A 22,257-nucleotide genomic window follows, 5' to 3' on the forward strand; every position below is an offset into this window, starting at 1 on the left:
GACGTTGTAGAGACACCCAGGACGTTGGCTTAGAAGCAGCCATCGTTTAAAGAAAGCGTAATAGCTCACTGGTCTAATGACGTTGCGCCGAAAATGTAACGGGGCTAAGCATATTACCGAAGCTTTGAATTCCGCGTATGCGGTCTGGTAGGGGAGCGTTCTTCATGGGCTGAAGGTGTGTTGTAAAGCATGCTGGACTGTGGAGAAGTGATTATGCTGACATGAGTAACGATAAAACGGGTGAAAAACCCGTTCGCCGTAAACCCAAGGTTTCCTGGGTAAAGGTAATCTTCCCAGGGTTAGTCGGCCCCTAAGGCAAGGCTGAAAGGCGTAGCTGATGGGAAACGTGTTAATATTCACGTACTTGTGTGTTCGCGCGAAGGAGGGACGCAGGAAGATAGGCGATCCGGGTGTTGGATTACCCGGTGCAAGCGAGTAGGCATGGGAAGCAGGCAAATCCGTTTCCCTTTATGCTGAGACGCGAGTCCGTGGGCGTAAGCCCTGAAGTCGCTGAGTCTATGCTGCCAAGAAAAGCTTCTAAGTTTAGAACACGCAAACCGTACCGGAAACCAACTCAGGTGGGTGGGATGAATAATCCAAGGCGCTCGAGAGAACTCTGGCCAAGGAACTCGGCAAAATAACCCCGTACCTTCGGAAGAAGGGGTGCTCCTTTAGGTGAAGCGATTCACTTGTTGAGCCTGAGGGAGCCGCAGAGAAATGGTGGTGGCGACTGTTTACTAAAAACATAGGTCTGTGCGAAGTCGTAAAGACGACGTATACGGACTGACGCCTGCCCGGTGCCGGAAGGTTAAAAGGAGGGGTCAGCGCAAGCGAAGCTCCGAATTGAAGCCCCGGTAAACGGCGGCCGTAACTATAACGGTCCTAAGGTAGCGAAATTCCTTGTCGGGTAAGTTCCGACCTGCACGAATGGCGTAACGATCTCCACACTGTCTCGGCCAGAGACTCGGTGAAATTGAAGTCGCGGTGAAAATGCCGTGTACCCGCAGAAAGACGGAAAGACCCTGTGCACCTTTACTATAGCTTGACATTGGGATTTGAACCTGCATGTGTAGGATAGGTGGGAGGCTGTGAACTCTGTACGCTAGTATGGAGGGAGCCATTGTTGAAATACCACCCTTGTTTTTTCAGGTCCCTAACCCTCAGCCGTAAGCCGGCGAGGGAACAGTGTCTGGTGGGTAGTTTGACTGGGGCGGTCGCCTCCTAAAATGTAACGGAGGCATGCAAAGGTTCCCTCAGGCTGATTGGAAACCAGCCGTCGAGTGCAAACGCATAAGGGAGCTTGACTGCGAGAGAGACATCTCGAGCAGGTACGAAAGTAGGTGTTAGTGATCCGGTGGTCCCGAATGGAAGGGCCATCGCTCATTGGATAAAAGGTACGCCGGGGATAACAGGCTGATCGCATCCAAGAGTTCACATCGACGATGCGGTTTGGCACCTCGATGTCGGCTCATCACATCCTGGGGCTGAAGCAGGTCCCAAGGGTACGGCTGTTCGCCGTTTAAAGTGGTACGCGAGCTGGGTTTAAAACGTCGTGAGACAGTTTGGTCCCTATCTTCTGTGGGCGTTGGAGAATTGAAAGGGCCTGTCCCTAGTACGAGAGGACCGGGATGGACGCACCCCTGGTGGACCTGTTGTCGTGCCAACGGCATAGCAGGGTAGCTATGTGCGGAAGGGATAACCGCTGAAAGCATCTAAGCGGGAAGCCTGCCTTAAGATAAGTTCTCCCTGACGCAAGTCCTGAAGGGCCGAGGTAGACTACCTCGTTGATAGGCTGGGGGTGGAAGCGCCGCGAGGCGTGGAGCTGACCAGTACTAATAGCCCGTGAGGCTTGTTCTCTTGAAAAACTCCTTCCTTCCCTGTCAATTATATTTTGACAAATTTTTTGGCAGCCATAGAGAAGAGGGTACACCCGATCCCATTCCGAACTCGGTAGTTAAGCTCTTCCTCGCCGATGATACTGCATAACGTCATGTGGGAAAGTAGGCCGCTGCCAAAAATTATTCGGAAGCCCCCCTCGCCGCTCTCAGCGCGTGGGGGGCTTCTCTTGTCCCCCTATGCTGCCGCGCCTGCGCCCCCCCAACTCCGCGAATTCCCGAACCATCCCACCGCTTCCTTCATCCATCCCTCCCTTCATCACATCACCTTGAACCGGCCAGGCTGGAAAACCCTCGGAGCCGCTTCTAGAGCAGATTAACTTTGAAATTTGTAAAATTTTAAAGTTGATATTCTGGTGAAAAACCTGGTTTTCACCAGAATCCACGCCGCGTTGCTCTCGATGCCTGTACGCCCTTTGGGCTACAGGCACGGCCCTACGGGCCGCCCGTCGGGTCGGTCTTCGCTGCGCGCCGCACTTTGTGCGGCGGTAGAGCAATTTCAAATGAAATTGCTCTAAAACTGTCCCAAGGACGTTCGCCTGGTTCCGACATCGATCAAACGGCCCGGTTTTGGAGGCTTTTTCTCCTCCTCCGCTGCAATAGCTCCCGGTTTCAAGAGAGTTGTGCCTCTTGGGGGCGAGCGGCCAGGACAGCAGGCAATTTTCTTTTGCCCGCCGCTTGACATTCCAGGCTGTAGGATTATGCTCATTTGAGCAATATTCTGTGGCGCTCATGCCATGCCGCGAAAAGGAGTCTCAGTATGAAAATTGCCGTTTCCAGCGAAGGGCCGGGCCTGGATTCCATGGTGGACCCCCGTTTCGGCCGAGCCGCTGGTTTTGTATTGGTGGATACGGACAGTATGGCCGCTGAATATCTGGACAATGGAGCCTCGCAGATTCTGGCTCAGGGCGCGGGCATTGAAACCGCCGAGCGCCTGGCCGTGGCCGGGATACGGGCCGTGCTGAGCGGCTATGTGGGGCCCAAGGCTTTTGCGGCCCTGCAGGCGGCGGATATCGCCGTCTATCAGGATCTGGACGGCCGCAGCGTGCGTGAAGCCGTGCGCTGTTATCTGGAAGGCGGCGTTACAGCCGCCGATGCCCCCAACAAGCAGGCCTGAAATGCGTATAGCCATGGCAAGCGGCAAAGGCGGGGCCGGAAAGACCACAGTCACGGCCTCTCTGGCATCGGTTTGGGACGGCCCCTGCCTGGTCGTGGACGCGGATGTGGAAGCGCCCAATCTGCATCTTTTTCTGCATCCCGAACGGTCTGCCCCGGAAAGCGTCTATCTGGAAGTACCCGTGCTGGACAAGGAGCGCTGCACCAACTGCGGCGCGTGCCGGGAAATCTGCGCCTACAAGGCCATTGCGCGTCTGGGCGCGAACATCATGATTTTTCCGGACATGTGCCACGGCTGCGGCGGCTGTTTCGCCGTGTGCGAAGCCCAGGCGCTGAGCGTCGGGCGGCGTGAGCTGGGCGTATTGCAGTTTGGCACGGCGTTGGACGGCAAGGCACGTTTTCTCATGGGCCGCAGCCGGATCGGCGAGGCCATGACCCCGCCGCTGTTGCGCGGGCTGGAGAATGCCTTGGCTGCCATGCTGGCGCAGGACGGGGCCGATGTGCTGCTGGACGCGCCTCCGGGCGTGAGTTGCCCGGCCATGACCGTGGCACGCCAGGCGGACATGATCGTGCTGGTGGCCGAGCCCACGCCCTTCGGCTTTCATGATTTCCGGCTGGCGCACGCCGCGTTCAGCCGTCTGGGCAAGCCGCTGGGCGTGATTATGAATCGTGCGGGCATGCCGGACAACCTGGCCGGGGACGCGCTGCTGCGCGCCTACTGCGCGGAGCAGGAGTTGCCTCTTCTGGCCGAGCTGCCTTTTGAGCGCGCCGCCGCCGAGAGCTATGCGCGCGGACGTTTGCCGGTGCTGGACTCCGAGGCCTGGCGGGAGCGCTTCCGCCTCTTGCGGACGGCGCTGCGCCATCAGGCCGGGGAGGTGCGCCATGCGTGAGATTGTAGTCATCAGCGGCAAGGGCGGCACGGGTAAAACCACGGTCTGCGCGGCCTTTGCGCATCTGGCCGAAAGTGCGGTCATCTGCGATCTGGATGTGGATGTGCCTGATCTGCACATTGTGCTGGACCCGCGCGTGGAGCGGGAGGAAGTTTTCATTTCCGGCCATACGGCGGAAATCGTGCAGGATCTCTGCGTCCAATGCGGCCGTTGCGCGGACCTCTGCCGCTTCGGGGCGGTTCGCAACGAGGACGGACATTTTGTCATCGACCCCCTGGATTGCGAGGGCTGCGGCGTGTGTCGCGCACTCTGTCCGGCTCGGGCCATTGACTTTCCCGAGCGGCGCTGCGGCCTCTGGCGGATCAGCGAAACGCGCTTCGGCCCCTTTGTGCACGCCCAGCTGGAGCCCGGACAGGAGAATTCCGGCCGCCTGGTCAGTCTGCTCAAGCAGCAGGCCCGCGAGCTGGCCGCCGCGCAGGGTCGGGAGCTGCTTCTCTGTGACGGCTCGCCGGGCGTGGGCTGTCCGGTGATCAGCTCGCTGGCGGGCGCGTCCCTGGCCGTGGCCGTGGTGGAACCCACGCCCTCCGGGCGGCATGATTTCGAGCGGGTGACGACACTCTGCCGACACTTCCGCATACCCGTGGCCGTGGTCATCAACAAGGCCGACCTCAATCCGGCCGAAGCCGAGGCCATCCGGCGCTTTGCCGTCGAGCAGGGGCATAGCCTGGCCGGAGAAATCCCCTTTGATCCCCAGGCGACCCGCGCCATGATCCGGCGGCGGGCGCTTACTGAGGAAGATACTCCCCTTGCCGCCGTGCTGGCGTCCATCTGGAAGCGCGTGCGCGCTCTGGCCGACGCAATGCCGGTACGGCGTGAAAACCTTAACCCTGTACACAGAGGATAGCGACATGAGCAAGACCATTCTGGCCGTTCCCTCGGTTCAGCCCGGCGGCCTGGATGCCGGCATGGGCATGCATTTCGGTCATTGCGACCTGTACACCATCGTGGAGCTGGAAGACGGCGCGGTGACCGGGCATTCCACCCTTCCATCCCTGGCGCACCAGCAGGGCGGCTGCCTGGCGCCCGTCCAGTATCTGGCCGAGCATGGGGTCAACGCGCTGCTGGCCGGGGGCATGGGCATGCGTCCGCTCATGGGCTTCAATCAGATGGGCATCCAGGTTTACTTCGCGGGCAATTATCCCACCGTGGGCGCGGCCGTGCAGGCTTTCAGCGAAGGAAAGCTGGCGCCCTTCACCATGGAACACACCTGCGGCGGCGGCCGGCATTAGGCGGTCCGTCATGCCCAACGCGGAGAATATAAATGTTGTGCTGGTGAGCCGCCGTCCCGAAGCCTGGCGGGCCTGCACGGAGGAATTGCGGGCCGGAGGCTGCGGCCTGAGTGAAGTCGCGGATCTGGAGGCCTGCAAGGCGCGTCTGCGGGCCGACCCGCCGCGACTGATCCTGCTGGACCCGGCTCCGGACGAGGACGTGCGGCGCAGCGTGATGGAATTGCTGATGATCGACGCCCGGACGCATACCGCCGTTGCCAGCGCTCTGGACCCCGAGGCTTTTCACGAGGCCATGGAGGGCCTGGGCATCCTGGACTGCCTGCCCCTGACGCCCGGCGCGGAGGATGCCCGCCGTCTGCTCCGCCTTCTGGCGGAAGTCTGAGCGGCCTTTCAGTCTCTCTGAATCGCGGGCCGGGAGTCTTTCTCCCGGCCCGTCGCGTCTTGACAAGCTCCCTGCCGTTCTTACCAGCTTTTTAGTATATGTTAATTTTCATCCACCAGCACGAGGAGCCCATGCCCAGACCCTGTCATTGCCGCCGTGTGGCCGCCTTGCCCAAGATGACCTATTTCAAGCCACGGGGCGTGCCCATGAGCGAGCTGGCGGAATGCCGGCTTTCCGTGGACGGACTGGAAGCCCTGCGCCTGGCCGATTATCAGGATCTGAACATGGACGAGGCCGCCGCCCGCATGGGCGTTTCGAGGCATACCTTCGGCAGGCTGCTGCGCAAGGCGCGCCGTTGCGTGGCCGAAGCCCTCATTGAGGGACATGCCCTGCGCATTGAAGGCGGCGTCTGCGCCCTGGTGGATACATCTGAAACGCAAGGAGCTCTAGATATGAGTCAATCCATTCTGGTGGCCGTTCCCTCAGACGCGCCCGGCGGGCTGGAAGCCGCGCCCAGCGCCCACTTCGGCCACTGCGACGTCTATACCCTGGCCCGCGTGGAAAACGGGGCCGTCAGCGATGTACGCGTGCTGCCCAACAGCGGGCATGAGCACGGCAATTGCCTCCAGCCCGTGCAGGAACTGGCGCAGCAGGGGGTCACCGCCCTGCTGGCCGGGGGCATGGGCATGCGCCCGCTCAGCGCCATGCAGGCCGCGGGCGTCACGGTCTATCACAATGCCGGGCAGGCCACGGTGGGCGATGCCCTGAAGGCCTTCGCCGCGGGCAAATTGCAACCCTTCGGCACGGAGCAGTTGTGCAAGGGCGGCTGCAATCACCATTAGAACATTTCCACGTTGAAATGCTCTAACGCCGTTCACGCATGAGCAGGCGGGCCTTGCTCGCCGGAAACGAGCAGTTCACGTGCTGCATGCTCTGATGCCCGTTTTTTTGTCCAACCCTCCTTTTACGGCCCGGCCTGCGCAAGCAGACCGGGCCGTTCACGTCCGGCCGGGATCCGCCGGGGCTTGTCGCCCTTTCAATGACATGCGCGCGGTTCCAACCCGCCGGGAGAATTCCGCAAGCAGCGTGCCCGCTGATCCAAGCGGACAGGCGGACAGGTTATGAGCGTGCGTTCCGGCCCAGACCGCGTACAGATCCGCGCGGCGGAAGCGGGGCGGCCATATTGATCAAATAATGGCTTACTAATTATTTATAATTATATATAAAAATTGTTGACAGCAAATTGATACTATGATTAGTACCTAGATATCAATTTTTACATCAAGTCAAGGAGGCCCCATGCGGGAGATCCCGGCCACCGCACCCCTGCGACACGCTGAGGTTTTTGTTTTCCGCGCGCCCATTGACGCGCCGGTGCGCACCTCTTTCGGCGTCATGCACGACAGGCCCGCCGTGCTGTTGCGTGTGGAGGATGAGGACGGCCTGTGCGGCTGGGGCGAAGCCTGGTGCAATTTCCCCTCCTGCGGCGCCGAGCACCGGGGCCGGTTGCTGGCTGAAACAGTCCTGCCCTCGGCCTTGGGCGCATCCTGGCGCGAGCCCGGCGGTCTTGTGCGCGAGGTGGCCCGCAAGCTGCGTATTTTGCGGCTCCAGGCCGACGAACCCGGCCCCATGGACCAGGCTCTGGCCTGTCTGGATATCGCCCTCTGGGATCTGGCCGCCCGCCGCGCCGGGGTTCCGCTGCACGCGCTGCTCGGCGACGCGGCCATGACGGCCATGCCCGCCTATGCCAGCGGCATTAATCATCCCGGCGTGGCCGAAACCGTGGCCCGCACGCGACAGGAGGGCTACCGGGCCTTCAAGGTCAAGATCGGTTTCGGGCGCGAGCAGGACGAGGCCAACATCCGCGCGGCCCTGGACAGCCTGCTGCCCGGCGAGCGTCTGGCCGCGGACGTCAATCAGGCCTGGACACTGGAACAGGCCTTGGAGGCCCTGCCGCGCCTGTGCCGATATCCTTTGCTCTGGGTGGAAGAGCCCCTGGCCTGCGACCGCCCGGAGGCGGAGTGGGCCGCTCTGGCCGCCGCCAGCCGATTCACGTTGGCGGCGGGAGAAAACATCCGCAGCGACGCGGCCTTTGACGCGGCCATTGCCGCCGCCTCCGTCCACGTCGTCCAGCCCGACGTCTGCAAATGGGGCGGCCTCACGGGCTGCCTGCGCGTGGCGCGCGCGGCCCTGGCCGCCGGGCTGCACTATTGTCCGCACTATCTCGGCGGCGGCATCGGCCTGCTGGCTTCAGCCCACCTGCTGGCCGCCGTGGGCGGCGACGGCCTGCTGGAAGTGGACTGCAACCCCAATCCCCTGCGCGAGCTGTTGGCCGCTCCCTTTCCGCGCCTCAGGGATGGGCGCTTCCTGTTGAGTGATGCACCCGGCCTGGGCGTCGCCCCGGATATGGGCGCGCTGGAAAAACTGCTGACCTTTCATGCGCGCTGCCGCTGACGCCTTCCCCACCAGAGCATTTCAAGTGTTACGTGCTTTAATTTGTTCCATGCTTGGAAAGGAGACTCCATGAAACGCCTGACGCTTATCCTGACGTGTCTTGTGGTCGGCGCGCTGTGCGCCGCTCTTCCGGCCCGCGCGGCCGAAAAAACGGTCATCCATCTGCTCAGCACGCCCTTCGGCACCGGCAGTTACGTGCTGGGCACGGCTCTGGAGAGCATCGTCAACCAGGGCAATTATCCTCTCAGCATCGCCCACGCGGAAACGCCGGGCCAGGCTTACAACGTCAACAAACTCAATGCCGACGCCGCCGCGCGCCAGAATACCGTGGTGACGGCCTCGCAAGGCATCAACTGGCTGGCGGAGCAGGGCAAAAAGCCCTTCCCGGCCAAGCGCACGCCCCTCAAACTCATCGGCATCTATACCTATACGGCCACCTGGCTGGTGACCGGCGACAAGGACATCAAGAGCGTGGCCGACCTCCGGGGCAAGCGCATCGCCATGGGCCGCATTCCCCAGGTCATTTGGGGGTATGAACCCGACGCCCTGCTGCGCAACGGCTATGACGATGATTTTTACAAGAGCCTGAAGATCCAGTTCGTGGGCACCTCTGAAGCGGCCACGGCCCTGGTCAACGGCCAGGTGGACGCGGCCACCATCGGCGGTTACATGGACCCGGTGTCCGGCAAGTTTTCGCCCGCGCCCCAGACCGTGGAAGTACTGGCCTCCGGCCGGGAACTCACGCATCTGGACTGGACTAAAGACGCGGTGGAAAAAACCGCCGCCAAGGACATCCGGCTCTTCCCCATCCAGGTTCCGGCCAAGGCCGTGGACGGCCTGGAAGCTCCCCTCTGGATCGGCGCGGACCTGCACGGCCTTTTCGCCCATCCCGATTTTTCCGAGGAATACGCCTACATCCTGGCGAAAGCCATGATCGAAAACATTGAGGCTTTCGGCAAATACCATGCCCTGGGCGGCCTCATGAGCCGCGCCGGACTGGTCAAGGGCTTCAGCCCGGAGAATATTCACCCCGGCGCGTTGCGCGCCTATAAGGAAGCCGGGATCCTGTAATTCTTCCGCCGTATTGTCCGGGGCCGCCGTCACGGCCCCGGATTCGTCCGATCCGTCCGCCCGGAGGTGCCTCCATGAAAAACGTCTCCCTGCCCAAGGCCGTTCTGACCGTCGGAGGGCTCGCCATGGTGGTCTACCATGCCGTGGCCTCGCAATACCTCTACTTCAGCCAGTGGGAACACCAGACCATCCACTTCGCCTTTCTCTTCCTGATGGTCTTCATGAGCTACGCCATCAAGGCCAAAAGCCGTCTCGCGGCCGTGGGCCTGTATCTTTGCCTGGCGGCGGCCCTGGCCTGCTGCGTCTATGTGTACGGCAATATCGAAGAGCTGGAAATGTCCCAGGGCTTCCCCACCCGGGCGGCGCTGCTGGCCGGGCTCTGTCTGATACTGGCCACGGCCCTGGGCACGTGGCTGTGCTGGGGGCTGCCCCTGCTGCTGGTGGCCGTGATTTTTGTGGCCTATTTTTTCTTCGGCCACCTGCTCAGCGGGCCGCTCTACCATCCGGCCTTCGGCTTTGACTATGTGGTTTCCATGCTCAGCGTGGGCCTTTCGGGCCTGTACGGGCTGTTCATGTCCATCAGCGCGGATCAGGTCTTCATGTTCGTGGTGTTCGGCGCGCTGCTGGGCATCTTCAAGGTGGAAGGCCTGCTCATGGAGCTGGGCAAGATTCTCGGGCGCAGGCTGCGCGGCGGGGCGGGACTCACCGGGGTGTTTTCCAACTCGCTCATCGGCATGGTTTCCGGCGCGCCCGTGGCCAATGTGGCGATCACCGGCCCCTTTGTGCTGCCGTATATGAACAAATCCGGCTATTCCGTGGACGAGGCCGGGGGCATTCTGGCCTGCTCGGCCACGGGCAGCCAGCTCATGCCTCCGGTCATGGGAGCCGCGGCCTTCATGATGGCGACTTTCATCGGCCGGCCCTACGCCGTGGTCATGCTGGCCGCCATTCTGCCCGCGGCGCTCTTTTATTTCGCCGTGGCCGTGGGCGTGCAGTTCCTGTCGGTACGCAAGGATCTGCAAACCGTGCATATGGACGTGGACTGGGCCCTGATCCGGCGGCGGCTGCCGGTCTTCGTACTGCCCATCGGCCTGATCTTCGCCATGCTGCTCATGCGCTACAGCCCGTCCAACACGGCCTTCTGGGCCAGTGTGGTCACGTTGGTTACGGGCTTCGCCATCAAGGACACCCGCCCCGGTCGTCGGGAGCTGGTACGCTCGCTGGTCAGCGGGGCCGTAACCGGCGCCAAGATCGGCATCTCCCTGGCGCTCATCGGCATGGTGGCCCAGACGCTCATTTCCACGGGCCTGGGCAGCAAGCTGGCGAGCCTCATCCATATTCTTGCCGGAGGGCAGTTGTTCATCGCCCTGCTGGTCACCATGGTCGTGGCCCTGATTCTGGGCTGTGCCGTGCCGCCCGCCGCAGCCTACGCCCTGTGCGCCATCATTATCATTCCCACGCTGACGCCCATGGGCGTGGACCTGCTGCGGGCCCATATGTTCTGCTTTTACTTCTCCATCATCGCGGCGGTGACGCCGCCGGTGGGCCTGGCCTCCCTGGCGGCCACGGGCATTTCGGGCGGCAATTACGCCCTCACCAGCGTGCACGGCTTCCGCCTTTCGCTGAGCGGCTTTATTCTGCCCTTCCTGATCATCTACAATCCGTTGTTTTCCTTTGATTTCAGCAATGTCGCCTGGGGAGCGTGTTCCCTGGTCTGCATCCTGACCGGACTGACCAGCCTGGACGCCCTGCTGTACGGAGCCATGGCCCGGCCCTTTACCCCGCGCGATTACACCCTCTCCGCCGTGGTTATGCTGGCCAGCTTCTGGCTGACCATCTGGGGCGCGCATCTGGCTCCGCTGGCCTGCGTGCTGGTCACCTTGGGCGTTGTGGCCCTGCTGGCCGCGCAATGGCTCCGGCAGGTCAGAGGACAGCCCTCCGTCGCCCTACGGACGGCCTGAGGCATACCGGCGCTACTACTAAAACGAAATGTTACATTGTCTTAGAGCAGATTAACTTTGAAATTTGTAAAATTTCAAAGTTGGCATTCTGGCGAAAAACGTGGTTTTCGCCAGAATCCACGCCGCGTTGCTCTCGATGCCTGTACGCCCTTTGGGCTACAGCACGGCCCTGCGGGCCGCCCGTCGGGTCGGTCTTCGCGGCGCGCCGCACCGTGTGCGGCGTTAGAGCAATTTCAAAGTAAAAATGCTCTAGCGCCGGTATGCCTCATAATCCTGGCCCCACACGAAAGCCCCCCACCGGTACCTGCACCGGCGGGGGGCTTTCGTGTGGGGTTCTTCGCGTTCAACGCACCAGATCAATGTCAAAGCGCACCCTGTCGCCGGGATGCACCACCAGGGCGGCGTAAATGGCTTTGCCCGAGTCGTCGCAGGCATAGCGCCGCACCAGGGCCACGGGAGCGCCGCAGGCAATGCCCAGATGCTGCGCGACCTCCGGAGAGGCGCCGCCGATGGTCAGTTCCTGCCGGGCCTTGGAGACGTTGATTCTGAGTTCGTCCATGACCGGGATCACCGTGGTGGCGTTGAAGCGTTCCGGAGCCTGGTCGTAAATGATCTTGTCCAGATAAAGTTCGATGTAGGCGAAGCGCGCGCCGTCCTTGATATGCACGCGCCGCATATAATGATAGGCGGGCGCGGGCGGCAGTTCCCAGGCCGCCAGCAAGGGACAATCGCCCACGTCGGCCGCGTCGAGCAGCTCCACGCTGGCCCCTTCGATACGCTTGACCATGGCCTTCCAGGAAGTACGCATATTTTCATAGGGCCGGACGGGCAATTGGCGCGCCACATGGATGCCGCGTCCCTGGCGGGCGGTGAGCAGGCCCTCCATGACCAGAAGTTGCACGGCCTGACGCGCGGTGACCCGTGCCACGCCGAAAATCTCGGCCATTCGGAGGAGATTGGGCAGCTTTACGCCCAGAGGCAGCACGCCGTTTTCGATCTGCTGGCGCAACACGTCCGCCAACTGGGCGTAGAGGGGCGGACCAGGGCGACGGAACTGCGGCGGTTCGGAAAAAACGGGAAAGGGCTGCCGGTTCTGTTCGATCATGACGTTCCTTTGCCGAGGCCGCTGTCACACACCCGGCCGCTGGGAGAACGGAAACAAGAGCATTTCAAGGTTGAAACGCTCTGAAGCCGCGCCGGGCGCGGCGCGGGGCAACCCCCGCGAGATTTCCGTGGCCGGGCGTTCAGCGAAAACCTCAAGTACAACAGGTTCCAGGTTCATCCCTCAGTAAAACGCCGCCCGAAAAAAGGCCGCTTTGCAGCCGGAGCAAAGTAACCTTTCAACGTTGAAATGCTCTAACGCCGCACACGGTGAGGCGCGCCGCGAAGACCGACCCGACGGGCGGCCCGCAGGGCCGTGCTGTAGCCCAAAGGGCGTACAGGCATTGAGAGCAACGCGGCGCGGATTCCGGAAAAGCGACCGAAGGCAGCCCGAAGGGCTGTCCCCGTTGGCGACAACGGAGCCATACGGGGATCGACAGCAGCGATAACCGCGCTTTTTTCGGAATGCCCCCTTTGAAACGCAAAGTGTCTCAAAGGTAATCTGCTCTAGGATCGGGAGGAGCGTACCCGCTCGTCGGCAGCCGCCCGTTCCGCCGCCTCGGCCACCGCCACTGGCACAATGGTCTTGCCGATGGGGCAGAGGGCCAGGGCCGCCAGTTTGACGTGCTGCCATGCAAAGGGGATGCCGATAATGGTGACGGCGCAGAAAAGGGCCCAGATGAGGTGCTGCATGGCGATCCAGATGCCCGCCAGCAACAGCCAGATAATATTGCCCACTGTGCCGAAGGGCCCGGTGCCGATGTCCGGCCGGCCGGTGAGCACGTCGCGCGATACCGGCATCTTCCCGAAAGGAAAGAAGGCGAATTCGCCGATCACAAAACAGGCCCGTCCCCAGGGGATGCCCACAATGGAGATAAAGCAGAGCACTCCGAAAAACCACCAGGTCAGGCCCATCCAGATGCCGCCCAGTAAAAACCAGATCACATTGCCCAGGCAACTCATGGCCGTGTTCTCCTGACCCGTTTTTCAGAGCGGGTTCACTTCGGAAATCGACATTTTCAAAGTTTTAAAGGCGCTCGTCGCTGTCGTCCGCTTCCGCAGACGACGGAGCAGGTCAGCTTTGAAAGGTAACCTGCTCTAAAAATTGACCACAACCTGTTCGCCGTCCTGGGCGCGCCGAGCGATCTCGCCGATGCGCCAGGCCCGCAGATTGAAGGCCTGGATGCGGTTGATGGCTTCCTCGGCCTGCTCGGCGGGCAAGATCAGGACATAGCCGATGCCCCCGTTGAATATCTGGAGGATCTCCGGCCAGGAGAGTTCGCCCGCGTTCTTGAGCCAGTGGAAGACGGGCGGCAGCTGCCAACTGCCGAAATTGATCCGGGCTTCCACCTGGGAGGGCAGCACGCGCGGGATATTGTCGTAAAAACCGCCGCCGGTGATATGGGCCATGCCCTTGACATTCATGTCGCGCAACAGGGAGCGCACGGCCTCCACATAAATGGTGGTGGGCGTCAGCAGCACGTCGCGCACGCTGGCGCCGTCCGCGCCGGGAAAGGCGTCGTCCGCCTTGAGGCCGCTCCGGGCCAGAACCTTGCGCGCCAGGGAAAAACCGTTGGAGTGCAGGCCGGAGGAAGCCACGCCCACAATGACGTCGCCCACCTGAATGCCCGAACCGTCAATGAGTTTGGCGTTGTCCACCAAGCCCACGCAGAAACCGGCCAGATCGTATTCCCCGGGCGCGTACATGTCCGGCATTTCGGCGGTTTCGCCGCCCAGCAGGGCGCAACCGGCCTGGCGGCAACCTTCGGCCACGCCGCTGACCACGGTTTCCGCCGTGTCCACATCCAGCTTGCCGGTGGCGAAATAATCCAGGAAAAACAAGGGAGTCGCGCCCTGAACCAGAATGTCGTTGACGCTCATGGCCACCAGGTCGATGCCCACGCTGTCATGCTTGTTGAAGGTGAAGGCCAGCTTGAGCTTGGTGCCCACGCCGTCGGTGGAGGAGACCAGCACCGGTTCGCTCATGCCGCTAAGGTCCGGACGGAACAGGCCGCCGAAACCGCCGATGTCGGAAATGACGCCCCTGATCTGGGTGCTCGCCACCAAATGCTTGATGCGTCCGACCAGGGCATTGCCCGCCTCAATGTTGACGCCGGCCTGAGTATAGGCTTTTGCGCGCTCGCTGGACATGCTGTCGCCTCCTTTAATCTCCATTGAATAGCAAATTTTTCTCCGAAGCCCAAGTCTCTTTTTTCATGGACCGGGCCGCCCGCCGCTGGTATAGAACAGTTGACGCATTTCATGCGTGAACTGTTCTGTAAGGATTTGTCTGCAAATCCTTGCCGCGAAATGCGAGTCGGCGGCCTTTGCTCGCCGCAAACGAGCATTTCAAGTGTTACAAGTACCGGTTGGCAAAAACGGGAAAGTTTTATGCGTAATCATCATATAGTTCTGCTTCTCTGGCTTGCGCTTTGCCTCTGGCCGGGCGTGTCGGTCCATGCCATGGGGTCGCCCGATGCGGGCAACGCCGAGAGGACGGACAGCGCACCCCGCAATGCTGAAGCGGGAGCGACCGCTTCCGCGCAGACGCCCGCGCCGCAAAATCCGTCCGTACACAACGAATACAACAATCCCACCGTGTACAACGGCGACGTGTACAATTCCACCAACGACAGCGCGGGGTACAACGGTTTTGCCGGAACCTGGCGGGATCCTGAAACCGGGGACATCATCACCTCGGTCATCGCGCCCCGCCAGCCCCAGCCGGAACAGAACACGCCGGTCATCGTGGCCCCGCAGATCTACCCCGGCGAGAACCGGCCCTATCCGCCGGGACCCGGGCCGTATCCGCCGTATCCTCCGGGCCCGCCGCCGCGTCCGCGCCCCGATCCCGGCCCGCATCCGGGGCCGTGGCCTCATCCCGCGCCCCCCCGGCCCTCGCCTGTTCCGCCCTGGCAGCAACCGGGCTGGCAGGGCACGACGCCGCCCCAGGGGCATATGCCGCCGGGCTGGCGGCCGCCGTCCAATACGCGGCCCTGGCCGCACGCGCCGGGTTATCTGCCGGCCCCGCGCAACAATATCGCGCCGTCCACGGGACTGGGGGGAACGGGTGGCACCGGAGGCATGGGCGGAGCCGTATTGCCGGGACGCGGCACCGGAGGGCGTTGAGATGCGCGCCATGCTCTGGGAGCCCTTGTCCGGCGGGACCGGCGGGGAGGTGCGATGCCGCTTGTGCGCGCATGCCTGCCGCCTGAAGAAAGGCGGCAAGGGGCTGTGCGGCGTGCGGGCCAACGTGGGCGGGGAAATGGTTTCCCTGGTGGGGGATGTGGTCACCAGCGCCCAGATGGACCCGGTGGAAAAAAAGCCCCTCTACCATTTTCTGCCCGGCAGCAAAACCTTTTCCGTGGGCAGCGCGGGCTGCAACTTCCGTTGCCGGTTCTGCCAGAATTACCAGATAGCGCGCATACCGGCCAACGGCATGGTGCCCGGCAAGCGCGTTACGTCGGACGCCTTGGTGCGGCTGGCGGAAAAGCACGGCGCGCGCAGCATGGCTTTTACCTACAACGAGCCCACGGTCTTTTTCGAGCAGGTCTATGAAACCGCCGGGCTGGCCCAGGCCATGGGCATGCGGGTCATTCTGGTCAGCAACGGCTTTATGGCCGAGGACTTTCTGCTGCCCCTGCGCCGCCGGGTCAATGCCGTCAATGTGGATCTGAAATCCTTCAGCGACGATTTTTACCGCGACTACTGCGGCGGCCGCCTTCAGCCCGTCCTGGACAATTTGAAGGCCATCAAGGCGCTGGGCTGGTGGCTGGAAGTGACCACCCTGGTCATTCCGGGTTGTAACGACAGCGAAGCCGAACTACGGGATATGGCCGCCTTTGTGCATGGCGAATTGGGCCCGGACACGCCCTGGCATCTCTCGGCCTTTCACGGGGCCTATCACATGGCCGGGCATCCCTCCACGCCGCCGGCCCGGCTGGAGGACGCCTGGCGCATCGGCCGGGAAGCGGGCCTGCATTTCGTGTACATCGGCAATGTGGCCAGCGCGTTGGGCGGCACTACCTTTTGCCCGGCTTGCGGCGCGCCGGCCATTGAGCGCCGGGGCTGGCAGACGCGGCAATTGGGCGCGCCGGGGCAATGCCCTTCCTGCAAGGCTGCTCTGCCCGGAGTCTGGAGGTGATTTTGGTCTATACCGGCAACGGCAAGGGCAAGACCAGCGCCTGCGTGGGCCAGGCCGTGCGCGCGTTGGGGCAGAACATGACCGTGGCCTTCGGCCAGTTCATGAAGCGGGACGGCCAGGCCGGGGAGCAGCGCATGCTGGCGCAATGGCTGGGCCCGCGTTTTCTGGCCGGAGGCGAAGGCTTTCTGCGTCGTGAGGAGGACCGCCCGGCCCATCGGGCCGCCGCTCTGCGCGTGCTGGCCTGGGCGCGAGCACGCGTGCCGGAGGCCGATATGCTCATCCTGGACGAATGCCTCTACGCCCTGGACGCGGGCATCCTGACCCGGCAGGAAGTGGAGGCGCTCATGGCCGAAACCCGCGCCACGGGCCGCCATCTGGTGCTCTCCGGCCGCAACGCGCCGGACTGGCTCGTGCGGGAGGCGGATCTGGTCACGGAGATGGGCGAAATCAAACATCCCTGGCGGGCGGGCGTCAAAGCCGCGCCCGGCATTGAATTCTGAGGTTTGCATGCCTTTGCCTGAATTTTCTTCCGAAGCCCCGTTGACCATCTACGTGGCCGGTTCCTTCAAACACAAGCACGGCGTTCGTCTGCTGGGCCGTGAATTGCGCGCCTTGGGCTGCCGTATGCTGGACTGGACTGAAAAGGCCGTGCCCCCGCCGGGCCTGACCCCGGCGGAGCGCCGCATCTGGATGGATACGGACCGGGACGGCGGCCAGGTCTATGCGTTTTGCCGCAATGCCTGCCTTACGGCGGATCTGGTGATCTACTACGGCGCGTCAGGCCAGGATGCCGGAGTGGAAGTGGGTCTGGCCGCCGGAGCCGGAGTGCCGGTGCTGGGCATCCGGGGCCCGCTGGAAGGGCCGGGCCTCATGCTGCACGGCGCGGTCAGCGTCTGGGTGGACGGCGCGGAGGACGCCCTGGATCTGGTCGGGCGGGTGCTGGCCCATGCCGCTGCGGCCTGGGCCGGGCTGAATGCCGAACCGGACGCCGCCGTGCGTCGCCTGGGCGGGGCGTTGCTGCGACGAAAGGGCTGAGTATCTGCACTGTGGCGACGTGTTTGCTTCACGCTGTGTAAAATAATTTATACTGAAAAATCATTGACATAGATTGGAGTATCACGTTTATTCGTAATATGCCAAAATGGAATGACGGCAGCCTGCGCATGGTTGCGCGGGCCGTTCTTGTTGTCCTGCTGCTGACGTTTTGCACGCCCTTCACGCTGTTCAGCGAAGGACGGCAGTATGTCACGCAAAGTCATGACGAGAGCTCACACCACTATATCGTTCCCCTGCCCGGTGATGAGGCCTCCGCGTCCGTGCCGGTTCTTCTCAGGCGGACCGTCGTCTTCCGTGTCGGCGAAGCCGGTTTTCCCGTTCCTCCCGCCCATCCTGTTTTTTCTCTGGACCATCCTCCGGAATAGCCCCCATTGCCGTGCCGCGAGCCTTCTTCTTTCGCGGCATCCATCGGCGACCGGTTTCCTTTCCTCCGTATGAGCGCGGCGCTCCGCGCGGTTCACGCGTCGATTTCTTTCGGGGCTCGCGGCCCGTCTCGGCCCGCGTCAGAACCCGGTGGAAGTCTTGTCGCGCGCCCGCGCCGCCCCCCGGTGCAGTTTGTGCTTGAAAAGGAGATTCCAATGCTTACGGCGCTTTCCGGATATATTCGCGACAGATGGCCGTTTTCCCACACAGTCCGCATTGCCGGGCTGGAAAATTTTGTTGAGCGCTGCCATGCGGAGGCATGGCACATTTATGCCATTAAAAAACGTATCTGGCGGCGGCATGTCTGCATCGCCTGCGGCTGGCTGGCCGACAGCCTGCCCCGCGACGCGCGCATCTTCGAACCAGGATGCGGCAGCGGCGCGAATCTGCTCTGGCTGGCGCAACAGGGCTTCACCCGCTTGCAGGGAGCCGATATTTCCGCCGAAGTCGTCGCACTTTGCCGCAGCCTTTCCCGCCAGACCGGAGCGAGCCTTGATGTCTGGCAGGATGACGGCCTTGCGCCGACGCGTCCGCCCCGGCGCGTGGACGCCATTCTTTCGGTCAACTGGCTGTATCACATTCCCGGAGCTTCCATGGAAAGTTTTTTGCGTACCTACCGGTCCTGCCTGAACACCGGGGGAAAAATTGTCTGCGACGTGGTTGACGCCTCCTACAACCGCGTTACCGACAATGAGTTCCACACACGCGACAGGCATCTTCCCCCGCTGCGGCGCAGGCCTTCGGAATATACTTTCCGGCTTTCCCGTGAAGAAATGGAGAATATCGCCGCGCGCCACGGCTTCAGCATCGTGCGGCATACGCTGCTGCGCGCGCGCCCGCAGAGGGCCGTATATCTGCTGGAAAGCAGGTAGAAGGAGTAAATCAAGGGAACACTGATACGTGAAGGGGACGCGGCCATGCCGCGTCCCCTTCACGTATCAGTGTTGTTCAGAGCTTATATGTTCACCGGTTGGGACGGCGCGGCCTGGGGTTGCGCCGGAGGCGTGGCCTGGGCGGGCTGTTGGGCCGGAGTCCGGGCCGGGGGCAGCTCCCGTTCGCCCACGCCTTCCCGGCCCGCCTGCGCGCTGGTCTGCGCGTCCGCCTCCGCCGGGGCTTTGCTCGGCCGCTGGGGCAGCATCAGATAGCTGGTCACCGAGGTCACGCCCTTGACCTTGCGCGCGGTACGGATGGCGATCTGTTTTTCCTCGTCGTCCTTGACCACGCCCAGCAGAACCACGCGCCCGGCATTGACCTCCGTGTCGATACGGGTGGAGGACAGTCCTTTGGCCCCGATCAGGTCGGTGCGCAGCGAGGCGGCCAGGGCGAAGTTACTGGTATCGCTCTTGGCCGGAGAGAACCAGTGCGGCGTCACGGAACGCGGCTTGTAGCGGCGGGCGATGGCCAAGGCCTTGCCCTGCATGTTCTGGGGCACTTCGCCCACCAGGAAGACGTTGCCGTAGTAGGAATAGACGGCAATGGACCAGCCGCCGCTGAAGTTTTCGTTCATCAGCGCGGTCTTGATGCTGGTAGCCAGAGTTTTGTCGTCGGTGATGGTATCCATGAGCCGCTGGTCGTCATACAGGCCGTAGGCGCTGTAGGCGCAGCCGTTGAGGGCCGCCAGGGCGGCCAGCAGCAGAACAAGGGCCAGACGTCGCATAGTGTTCCTCCTCCGGGCGCGGCTTATTTCATGTGCCGGATAAATGTGTTCAATATCCTGTCCGGAATCGAGCTTACTCGGCTTCGCGGCGGATGCGCGCGCCCACGGCGTTGAGCTTGTTTTCAATGCGCTCGTAGCCGCGATCCAGATGGTAGATGCGCCGCACCTCGGTGACGCCGCGCGCGGCCAGACCGGCCAGCACCAGGGACGCGCTGGCCCGCAGGTCCGAGGCCATGACCGGCGCGCCGGTCAGACGGCTCACCCCGCGCACCATGGCCGTGTGCCCGGAAACCTTGATCTGCGCGCCCATGCGCATCAGCTCCAGCACGTGCATGAAACGATTTTCAAAAATGCTTTCCTCCACTACGCTGGCCCCGTCGGCCAGACACATCAGGGCCATGATCTGGGCCTGCATGTCCGTGGGAAAGCCGGGGTAGGGCTGGGTGGTGATGTCCGCGCCGCGCGGGGGGCAGCCGCACTTGGCCAGCACGCCGTCGGGCGTGGCCGTGATGTCCATGCCCATGCTCTGGAGTTTGAGGATCACTGCCTCCAGCTCGGCAAAAGGGCAGTGGCGCAGCAGCAGTTCGCCGCCGGTGATGCCCGCGGCCACCAGAAAAGTGCCCGCCTCGATGCGGTCGGCCATGACGGCATATTCCGCGCCGTGCAGGCTGCTTACGCCCTGTACGCGGAGGCAGCTCGTGCCCTGGCCCTCGATGCGCGCGCCGCAGGCCAGCAAAAAGTTGGCCAGATCCACCACTTCCGGTTCGCGGGCCGCGTTTTCCAGAATGCTTTCGCCTTCGGCCAGGACGGCGGCCATGAGCAGATTTTCCGTGCCGCCCACCGTGGGCAGGTCAAAGGTGATGTGCGCGCCCTTGAGCTTGCGGCAGCGGCCGATGATATAGCCTTCTTCCAGTTCGAAACGCGCGCCCATCTGCTCCAGGCCCTTGAGGTGCTGGTCCACAGGGCGCGCGCCGATGGCGCAGCCGCCGGGCAGGGCCACGCGGGCCTGGCCGATGCGCGCCAGCAGCGGCCCCAGGCAGAGCACCGAGGCCCGCATGGTGCGCACCAGGTCGTAAGGGGCTTCGGGCCGCAGATCGCCCGGCGTCACCTCAACCCGCCGATCCTGATAGGAACAGGGGCAGCCCAGCATGTCCAGCAGCTTGAGCGTGGTGTGGATGTCGCGCAGATCCGGCACATTGGTGTATGTGACCGGCTCGCTCAGCAGGATGGAAGCGAACAGAATGGGCAGGGCGGCGTTTTTGGAACCGCTGACGTCGATGCTGCCGGTGAGCGGCACGCCGCCTTCAATGACCAGCTTGTCCATAATTCTCCAAGGGGCTGTTGGGACGGGCAATGCCGGGGCCGTCCGTGATGGGGGAAACGCCGTCAGCGTAGATTTTTTTCTAAAGAAAATCCAGAGTCGCCCGTTGGAAAAATTACTTGCCAAACGGTCGGTCTCCGCGTATAGAGATCTCCCTGTGGCGGAAGTAGCTCAGTTGGTAGAGCACCTGGTTGTGGCCCAGGTGGCCGTGGGTTCAAGTCCCATCTTTCGCCCCATAAATTTGCCCCGCGTCCGTTAGCCACGACGCGGGGTTTTCATTCGGAGCGTGGCGCAGCTTGGTAGCGCACCTGCTTTGGGAGCAGGGGGTCGAAGGTTCGAATCCTTTCGCTCCGACCAAATTTGCCGAAAGGGCTTATCCGTTGCGGATAGGCCCTTTTGTCGTGATGTGCCCGGCGCGGAAGCCGGGTTTTCAGGCCGGGGCGATGTTTTTTTCAGGCCCACCCCTTCCGCATGGGCCGATAGGTCCTATATGATAAGGCAATGCCGTTCAGCCGGAGCGGCGCACGTCACCGTCTCTCAAGCGAGGATTTTTTTCATGAAGCTGCCTGAACTTCCCACTGTGTTGAAAATGCGCGTTGTGCTGAAAACCCTGGCCGTGCAGGCTTGCCTTCTGGTGGGCATTCTGGTTGTGGTCTGGGGCCTGCAGCGCGTTTATGCCATGGTGGACACCACCACCTTCCCGGACCCCGTGGCCTTGCCGGAGAATGCCGACCAGCTCTCCGACAATGAAAAAGGCAAAATCCTGCTGGACGCCATTACCCATCAGCTACGCTACGAACTGAACTCCCCCTTCGGCTGGAGCTTCAACGACATCGTCTTCAACCGTTTCGTGCTGGATAACCGCGCATACCGCCAGTACGGCGTATATCACGCCACAAAATTCCTGCTGGATCTCTATTCCAGCCAGATCGCCAAACTGGGCTCCAGCGACCGCGAAAGCGAATTTCTCTACAAGGCGCGCATCAACAGCTTTGCCATGGACCCGCGCAGCTTCATGTTCCCCTCGGCCGAGGGCTCCTACAAAAAGGGCCTCAAGCTGCTGGAACAGTACAAAGACTCGCTGGACAAGGGCACGGGCGTCTACAATTGCCGCACCGACGACCTGTACGCCTCCTTTGTCACGGTCACGGGCGAGAACATGCTGGGCTATGCCCTGGGCCTGCTGGAAAACGCCCAGAACATGCCTTTCTATGAGTTGGACAACCGCATCTACGAAGTGCAGGGCATAGCGCTGGTGCTGCGGGACTTCATCAATACCCTGTATGTTCTGTATCCCGAGATCCGGGCCAAGAACAACGAGAGCAACATGGCCGCCGCCATGGATTGCCTGAATCGCATCTGCACCTATGACCCGCTTTACATTACCTCGTCCTTCAACTCCGGCGAGCTGATCCTGTCCTATCTGATGTTCGCCAAGGCCCGCCTGGAAGACATCCGCGACAGCATCCGCATCTGACGCGCTGCCATTGCCTGACG

The 22,257-nt window shown here is 62.4% G+C and carries 21 protein-coding genes, 2 tRNA genes and 2 rRNA genes (1 of these 25 only partly in view); 20 read left to right on the forward strand and 5 right to left on the reverse strand.

The features are described from left to right. The 11 genes from HMPREF0326_RS05775 to HMPREF0326_RS05825 all read left to right on the forward strand — a co-directional run. Positions 1-1,857: ribosomal RNA gene (locus HMPREF0326_RS05775) — 23S ribosomal RNA — on the forward strand (it extends 1,075 nt beyond the left edge of the window). Between the two features lie 45 nt (positions 1,858-1,902). Next, positions 1,903-2,017 (forward strand): 5S ribosomal RNA (gene rrf, locus HMPREF0326_RS05780). 638 nt (positions 2,018-2,655) lie between these two features. Then, positions 2,656-3,012, forward strand: coding sequence for a NifB/NifX family molybdenum-iron cluster-binding protein (locus tag HMPREF0326_RS05785; RefSeq protein ID WP_008686363.1), 357 nt, complete (start codon positions 2,656-2,658; stop codon positions 3,010-3,012). 1 nt (position 3,013) lies between these two features. Beyond that, entirely contained in the window at positions 3,014-3,901 is an 888-nt protein-coding gene (locus tag HMPREF0326_RS05790) for a nucleotide-binding protein (RefSeq protein ID WP_008686361.1), read from the forward strand. Then, positions 3,894-4,805: a 4Fe-4S binding protein gene (locus tag HMPREF0326_RS05795; protein WP_008686360.1), complete on the forward strand. Its 912-nt coding sequence runs from the start codon at positions 3,894-3,896 to the stop codon at positions 4,803-4,805. Before HMPREF0326_RS05790 ends, HMPREF0326_RS05795 begins: the two co-directional genes overlap by 8 nt. A gap of 4 nt (positions 4,806-4,809) precedes the next feature. Next, a complete protein-coding gene (locus HMPREF0326_RS05800; protein WP_008686359.1) occupies positions 4,810-5,190 on the forward strand; it encodes a NifB/NifX family molybdenum-iron cluster-binding protein in 381 nt (126 codons plus the stop codon). A 10-nt stretch (positions 5,191-5,200) separates the two neighbouring features. Further along, positions 5,201-5,572 carry a hypothetical protein gene (locus HMPREF0326_RS05805; RefSeq protein ID WP_008686358.1) on the forward strand — a complete coding sequence of 124 codons (372 nt, stop codon included), beginning with the start codon at positions 5,201-5,203 and terminating at the stop codon, positions 5,570-5,572. Between the two features lie 131 nt (positions 5,573-5,703). Further along, positions 5,704-6,414 carry a DUF134 domain-containing protein gene (locus HMPREF0326_RS15905; protein WP_008686357.1) on the forward strand — a complete coding sequence of 237 codons (711 nt, stop codon included), beginning with the start codon at positions 5,704-5,706 and terminating at the stop codon, positions 6,412-6,414. 457 nt (positions 6,415-6,871) lie between these two features. Beyond that, positions 6,872-8,026, forward strand: a complete 1,155-nt coding sequence (locus HMPREF0326_RS05815) for a mandelate racemase/muconate lactonizing enzyme family protein (protein ID WP_008686356.1) — start codon at positions 6,872-6,874, stop codon at positions 8,024-8,026. 69 nt (positions 8,027-8,095) lie between these two features. Then, complete coding sequence (locus HMPREF0326_RS05820) at positions 8,096-9,097, forward strand: TAXI family TRAP transporter solute-binding subunit (RefSeq protein WP_008686355.1); 1,002 nt, start codon at positions 8,096-8,098, stop codon at positions 9,095-9,097. 74 nt (positions 9,098-9,171) lie between these two features. Further along, positions 9,172-11,058 (forward strand): TRAP transporter permease, encoded by a 1,887-nt coding sequence (locus HMPREF0326_RS05825; RefSeq protein ID WP_009303413.1) that lies wholly within the window; start codon positions 9,172-9,174, stop codon positions 11,056-11,058. Positions 11,059-11,401: 343 nt separating this feature from the next. On the opposite strand, the gene HMPREF0326_RS05830 is transcribed toward HMPREF0326_RS05825, so the two are convergent. The 3 genes from HMPREF0326_RS05830 to purM form a co-directional block, all read right to left on the reverse strand. Further along, positions 11,402-12,163, reverse strand: coding sequence for a GntR family transcriptional regulator (locus HMPREF0326_RS05830; RefSeq protein ID WP_008686353.1), 762 nt, complete (start codon positions 12,161-12,163; stop codon positions 11,402-11,404). Positions 12,164-12,666: 503 nt separating this feature from the next. Further along, positions 12,667-13,122, reverse strand: coding sequence for a YccF domain-containing protein (locus HMPREF0326_RS05835; protein ID WP_008686352.1), 456 nt, complete (start codon positions 13,120-13,122; stop codon positions 12,667-12,669). A 135-nt stretch (positions 13,123-13,257) separates the two neighbouring features. Next, complete coding sequence (gene purM, locus HMPREF0326_RS05840; RefSeq protein ID WP_009303414.1) at positions 13,258-14,310, reverse strand: phosphoribosylformylglycinamidine cyclo-ligase; 1,053 nt, start codon at positions 14,308-14,310, stop codon at positions 13,258-13,260. A gap of 240 nt (positions 14,311-14,550) precedes the next feature. Between purM and HMPREF0326_RS05845 the strand changes: the two genes are divergently transcribed. From HMPREF0326_RS05845 to HMPREF0326_RS05870, 6 genes are all read left to right on the forward strand, one after another. Further along, complete coding sequence (locus tag HMPREF0326_RS05845; RefSeq protein ID WP_020990300.1) at positions 14,551-15,288, forward strand: hypothetical protein; 738 nt, start codon at positions 14,551-14,553, stop codon at positions 15,286-15,288. Between the two features lies 1 nt (position 15,289). Further along, entirely contained in the window at positions 15,290-16,303 is a 1,014-nt protein-coding gene (gene amrS / locus HMPREF0326_RS05850) for an AmmeMemoRadiSam system radical SAM enzyme (protein ID WP_008686350.1), read from the forward strand. Continuing rightward, positions 16,300-16,803, forward strand: a complete 504-nt coding sequence (locus HMPREF0326_RS05855; RefSeq protein WP_008686349.1) for a cob(I)yrinic acid a,c-diamide adenosyltransferase — start codon at positions 16,300-16,302, stop codon at positions 16,801-16,803. Before amrS ends, HMPREF0326_RS05855 begins: the two co-directional genes overlap by 4 nt. A gap of 7 nt (positions 16,804-16,810) precedes the next feature. Further along, entirely contained in the window at positions 16,811-17,338 is a 528-nt protein-coding gene (locus tag HMPREF0326_RS05860; RefSeq protein WP_008686348.1) for a hypothetical protein, read from the forward strand. Positions 17,339-17,436: 98 nt separating this feature from the next. Next, complete coding sequence (locus HMPREF0326_RS05865; RefSeq protein ID WP_008686347.1) at positions 17,437-17,724, forward strand: hypothetical protein; 288 nt, start codon at positions 17,437-17,439, stop codon at positions 17,722-17,724. Between the two features lie 213 nt (positions 17,725-17,937). Continuing rightward, a complete protein-coding gene (locus HMPREF0326_RS05870; RefSeq protein WP_020990301.1) occupies positions 17,938-18,654 on the forward strand; it encodes a class I SAM-dependent methyltransferase in 717 nt (238 codons plus the stop codon). 83 nt (positions 18,655-18,737) lie between these two features. On the opposite strand, the gene HMPREF0326_RS05875 is transcribed toward HMPREF0326_RS05870, so the two are convergent. Continuing rightward, positions 18,738-19,439, reverse strand: coding sequence for a BON domain-containing protein (locus HMPREF0326_RS05875; RefSeq protein WP_020990302.1), 702 nt, complete (start codon positions 19,437-19,439; stop codon positions 18,738-18,740). A gap of 73 nt (positions 19,440-19,512) precedes the next feature. Then, complete coding sequence (gene murA / locus HMPREF0326_RS05880) at positions 19,513-20,763, reverse strand: UDP-N-acetylglucosamine 1-carboxyvinyltransferase (RefSeq protein WP_009303419.1); 1,251 nt, start codon at positions 20,761-20,763, stop codon at positions 19,513-19,515. 157 nt (positions 20,764-20,920) lie between these two features. Here murA and HMPREF0326_RS05885 point away from each other — a divergent pair. The 3 genes from HMPREF0326_RS05885 (at position 20,921) to HMPREF0326_RS05895 (ending at position 22,237) form a co-directional block, all read left to right on the forward strand. Further along, positions 20,921-20,996: transfer RNA gene (locus tag HMPREF0326_RS05885), tRNA-His, on the forward strand. 44 nt (positions 20,997-21,040) lie between these two features. Beyond that, positions 21,041-21,117: transfer RNA gene (locus tag HMPREF0326_RS05890), tRNA-Pro, on the forward strand. Between the two features lie 199 nt (positions 21,118-21,316). Beyond that, positions 21,317-22,237: a DUF2333 family protein gene (locus tag HMPREF0326_RS05895; RefSeq protein WP_008686344.1), complete on the forward strand. Its 921-nt coding sequence runs from the start codon at positions 21,317-21,319 to the stop codon at positions 22,235-22,237. The last annotated feature ends 20 nt before the right edge of the window (positions 22,238-22,257 follow it).

Origin of the sequence: Desulfovibrio sp. 3_1_syn3, assembly GCF_000145315.2 — a bacterium.
Taxonomy (GTDB): Bacteria; Desulfobacterota; Desulfovibrionia; order Desulfovibrionales; family Desulfovibrionaceae; genus Desulfovibrio; species Desulfovibrio fairfieldensis.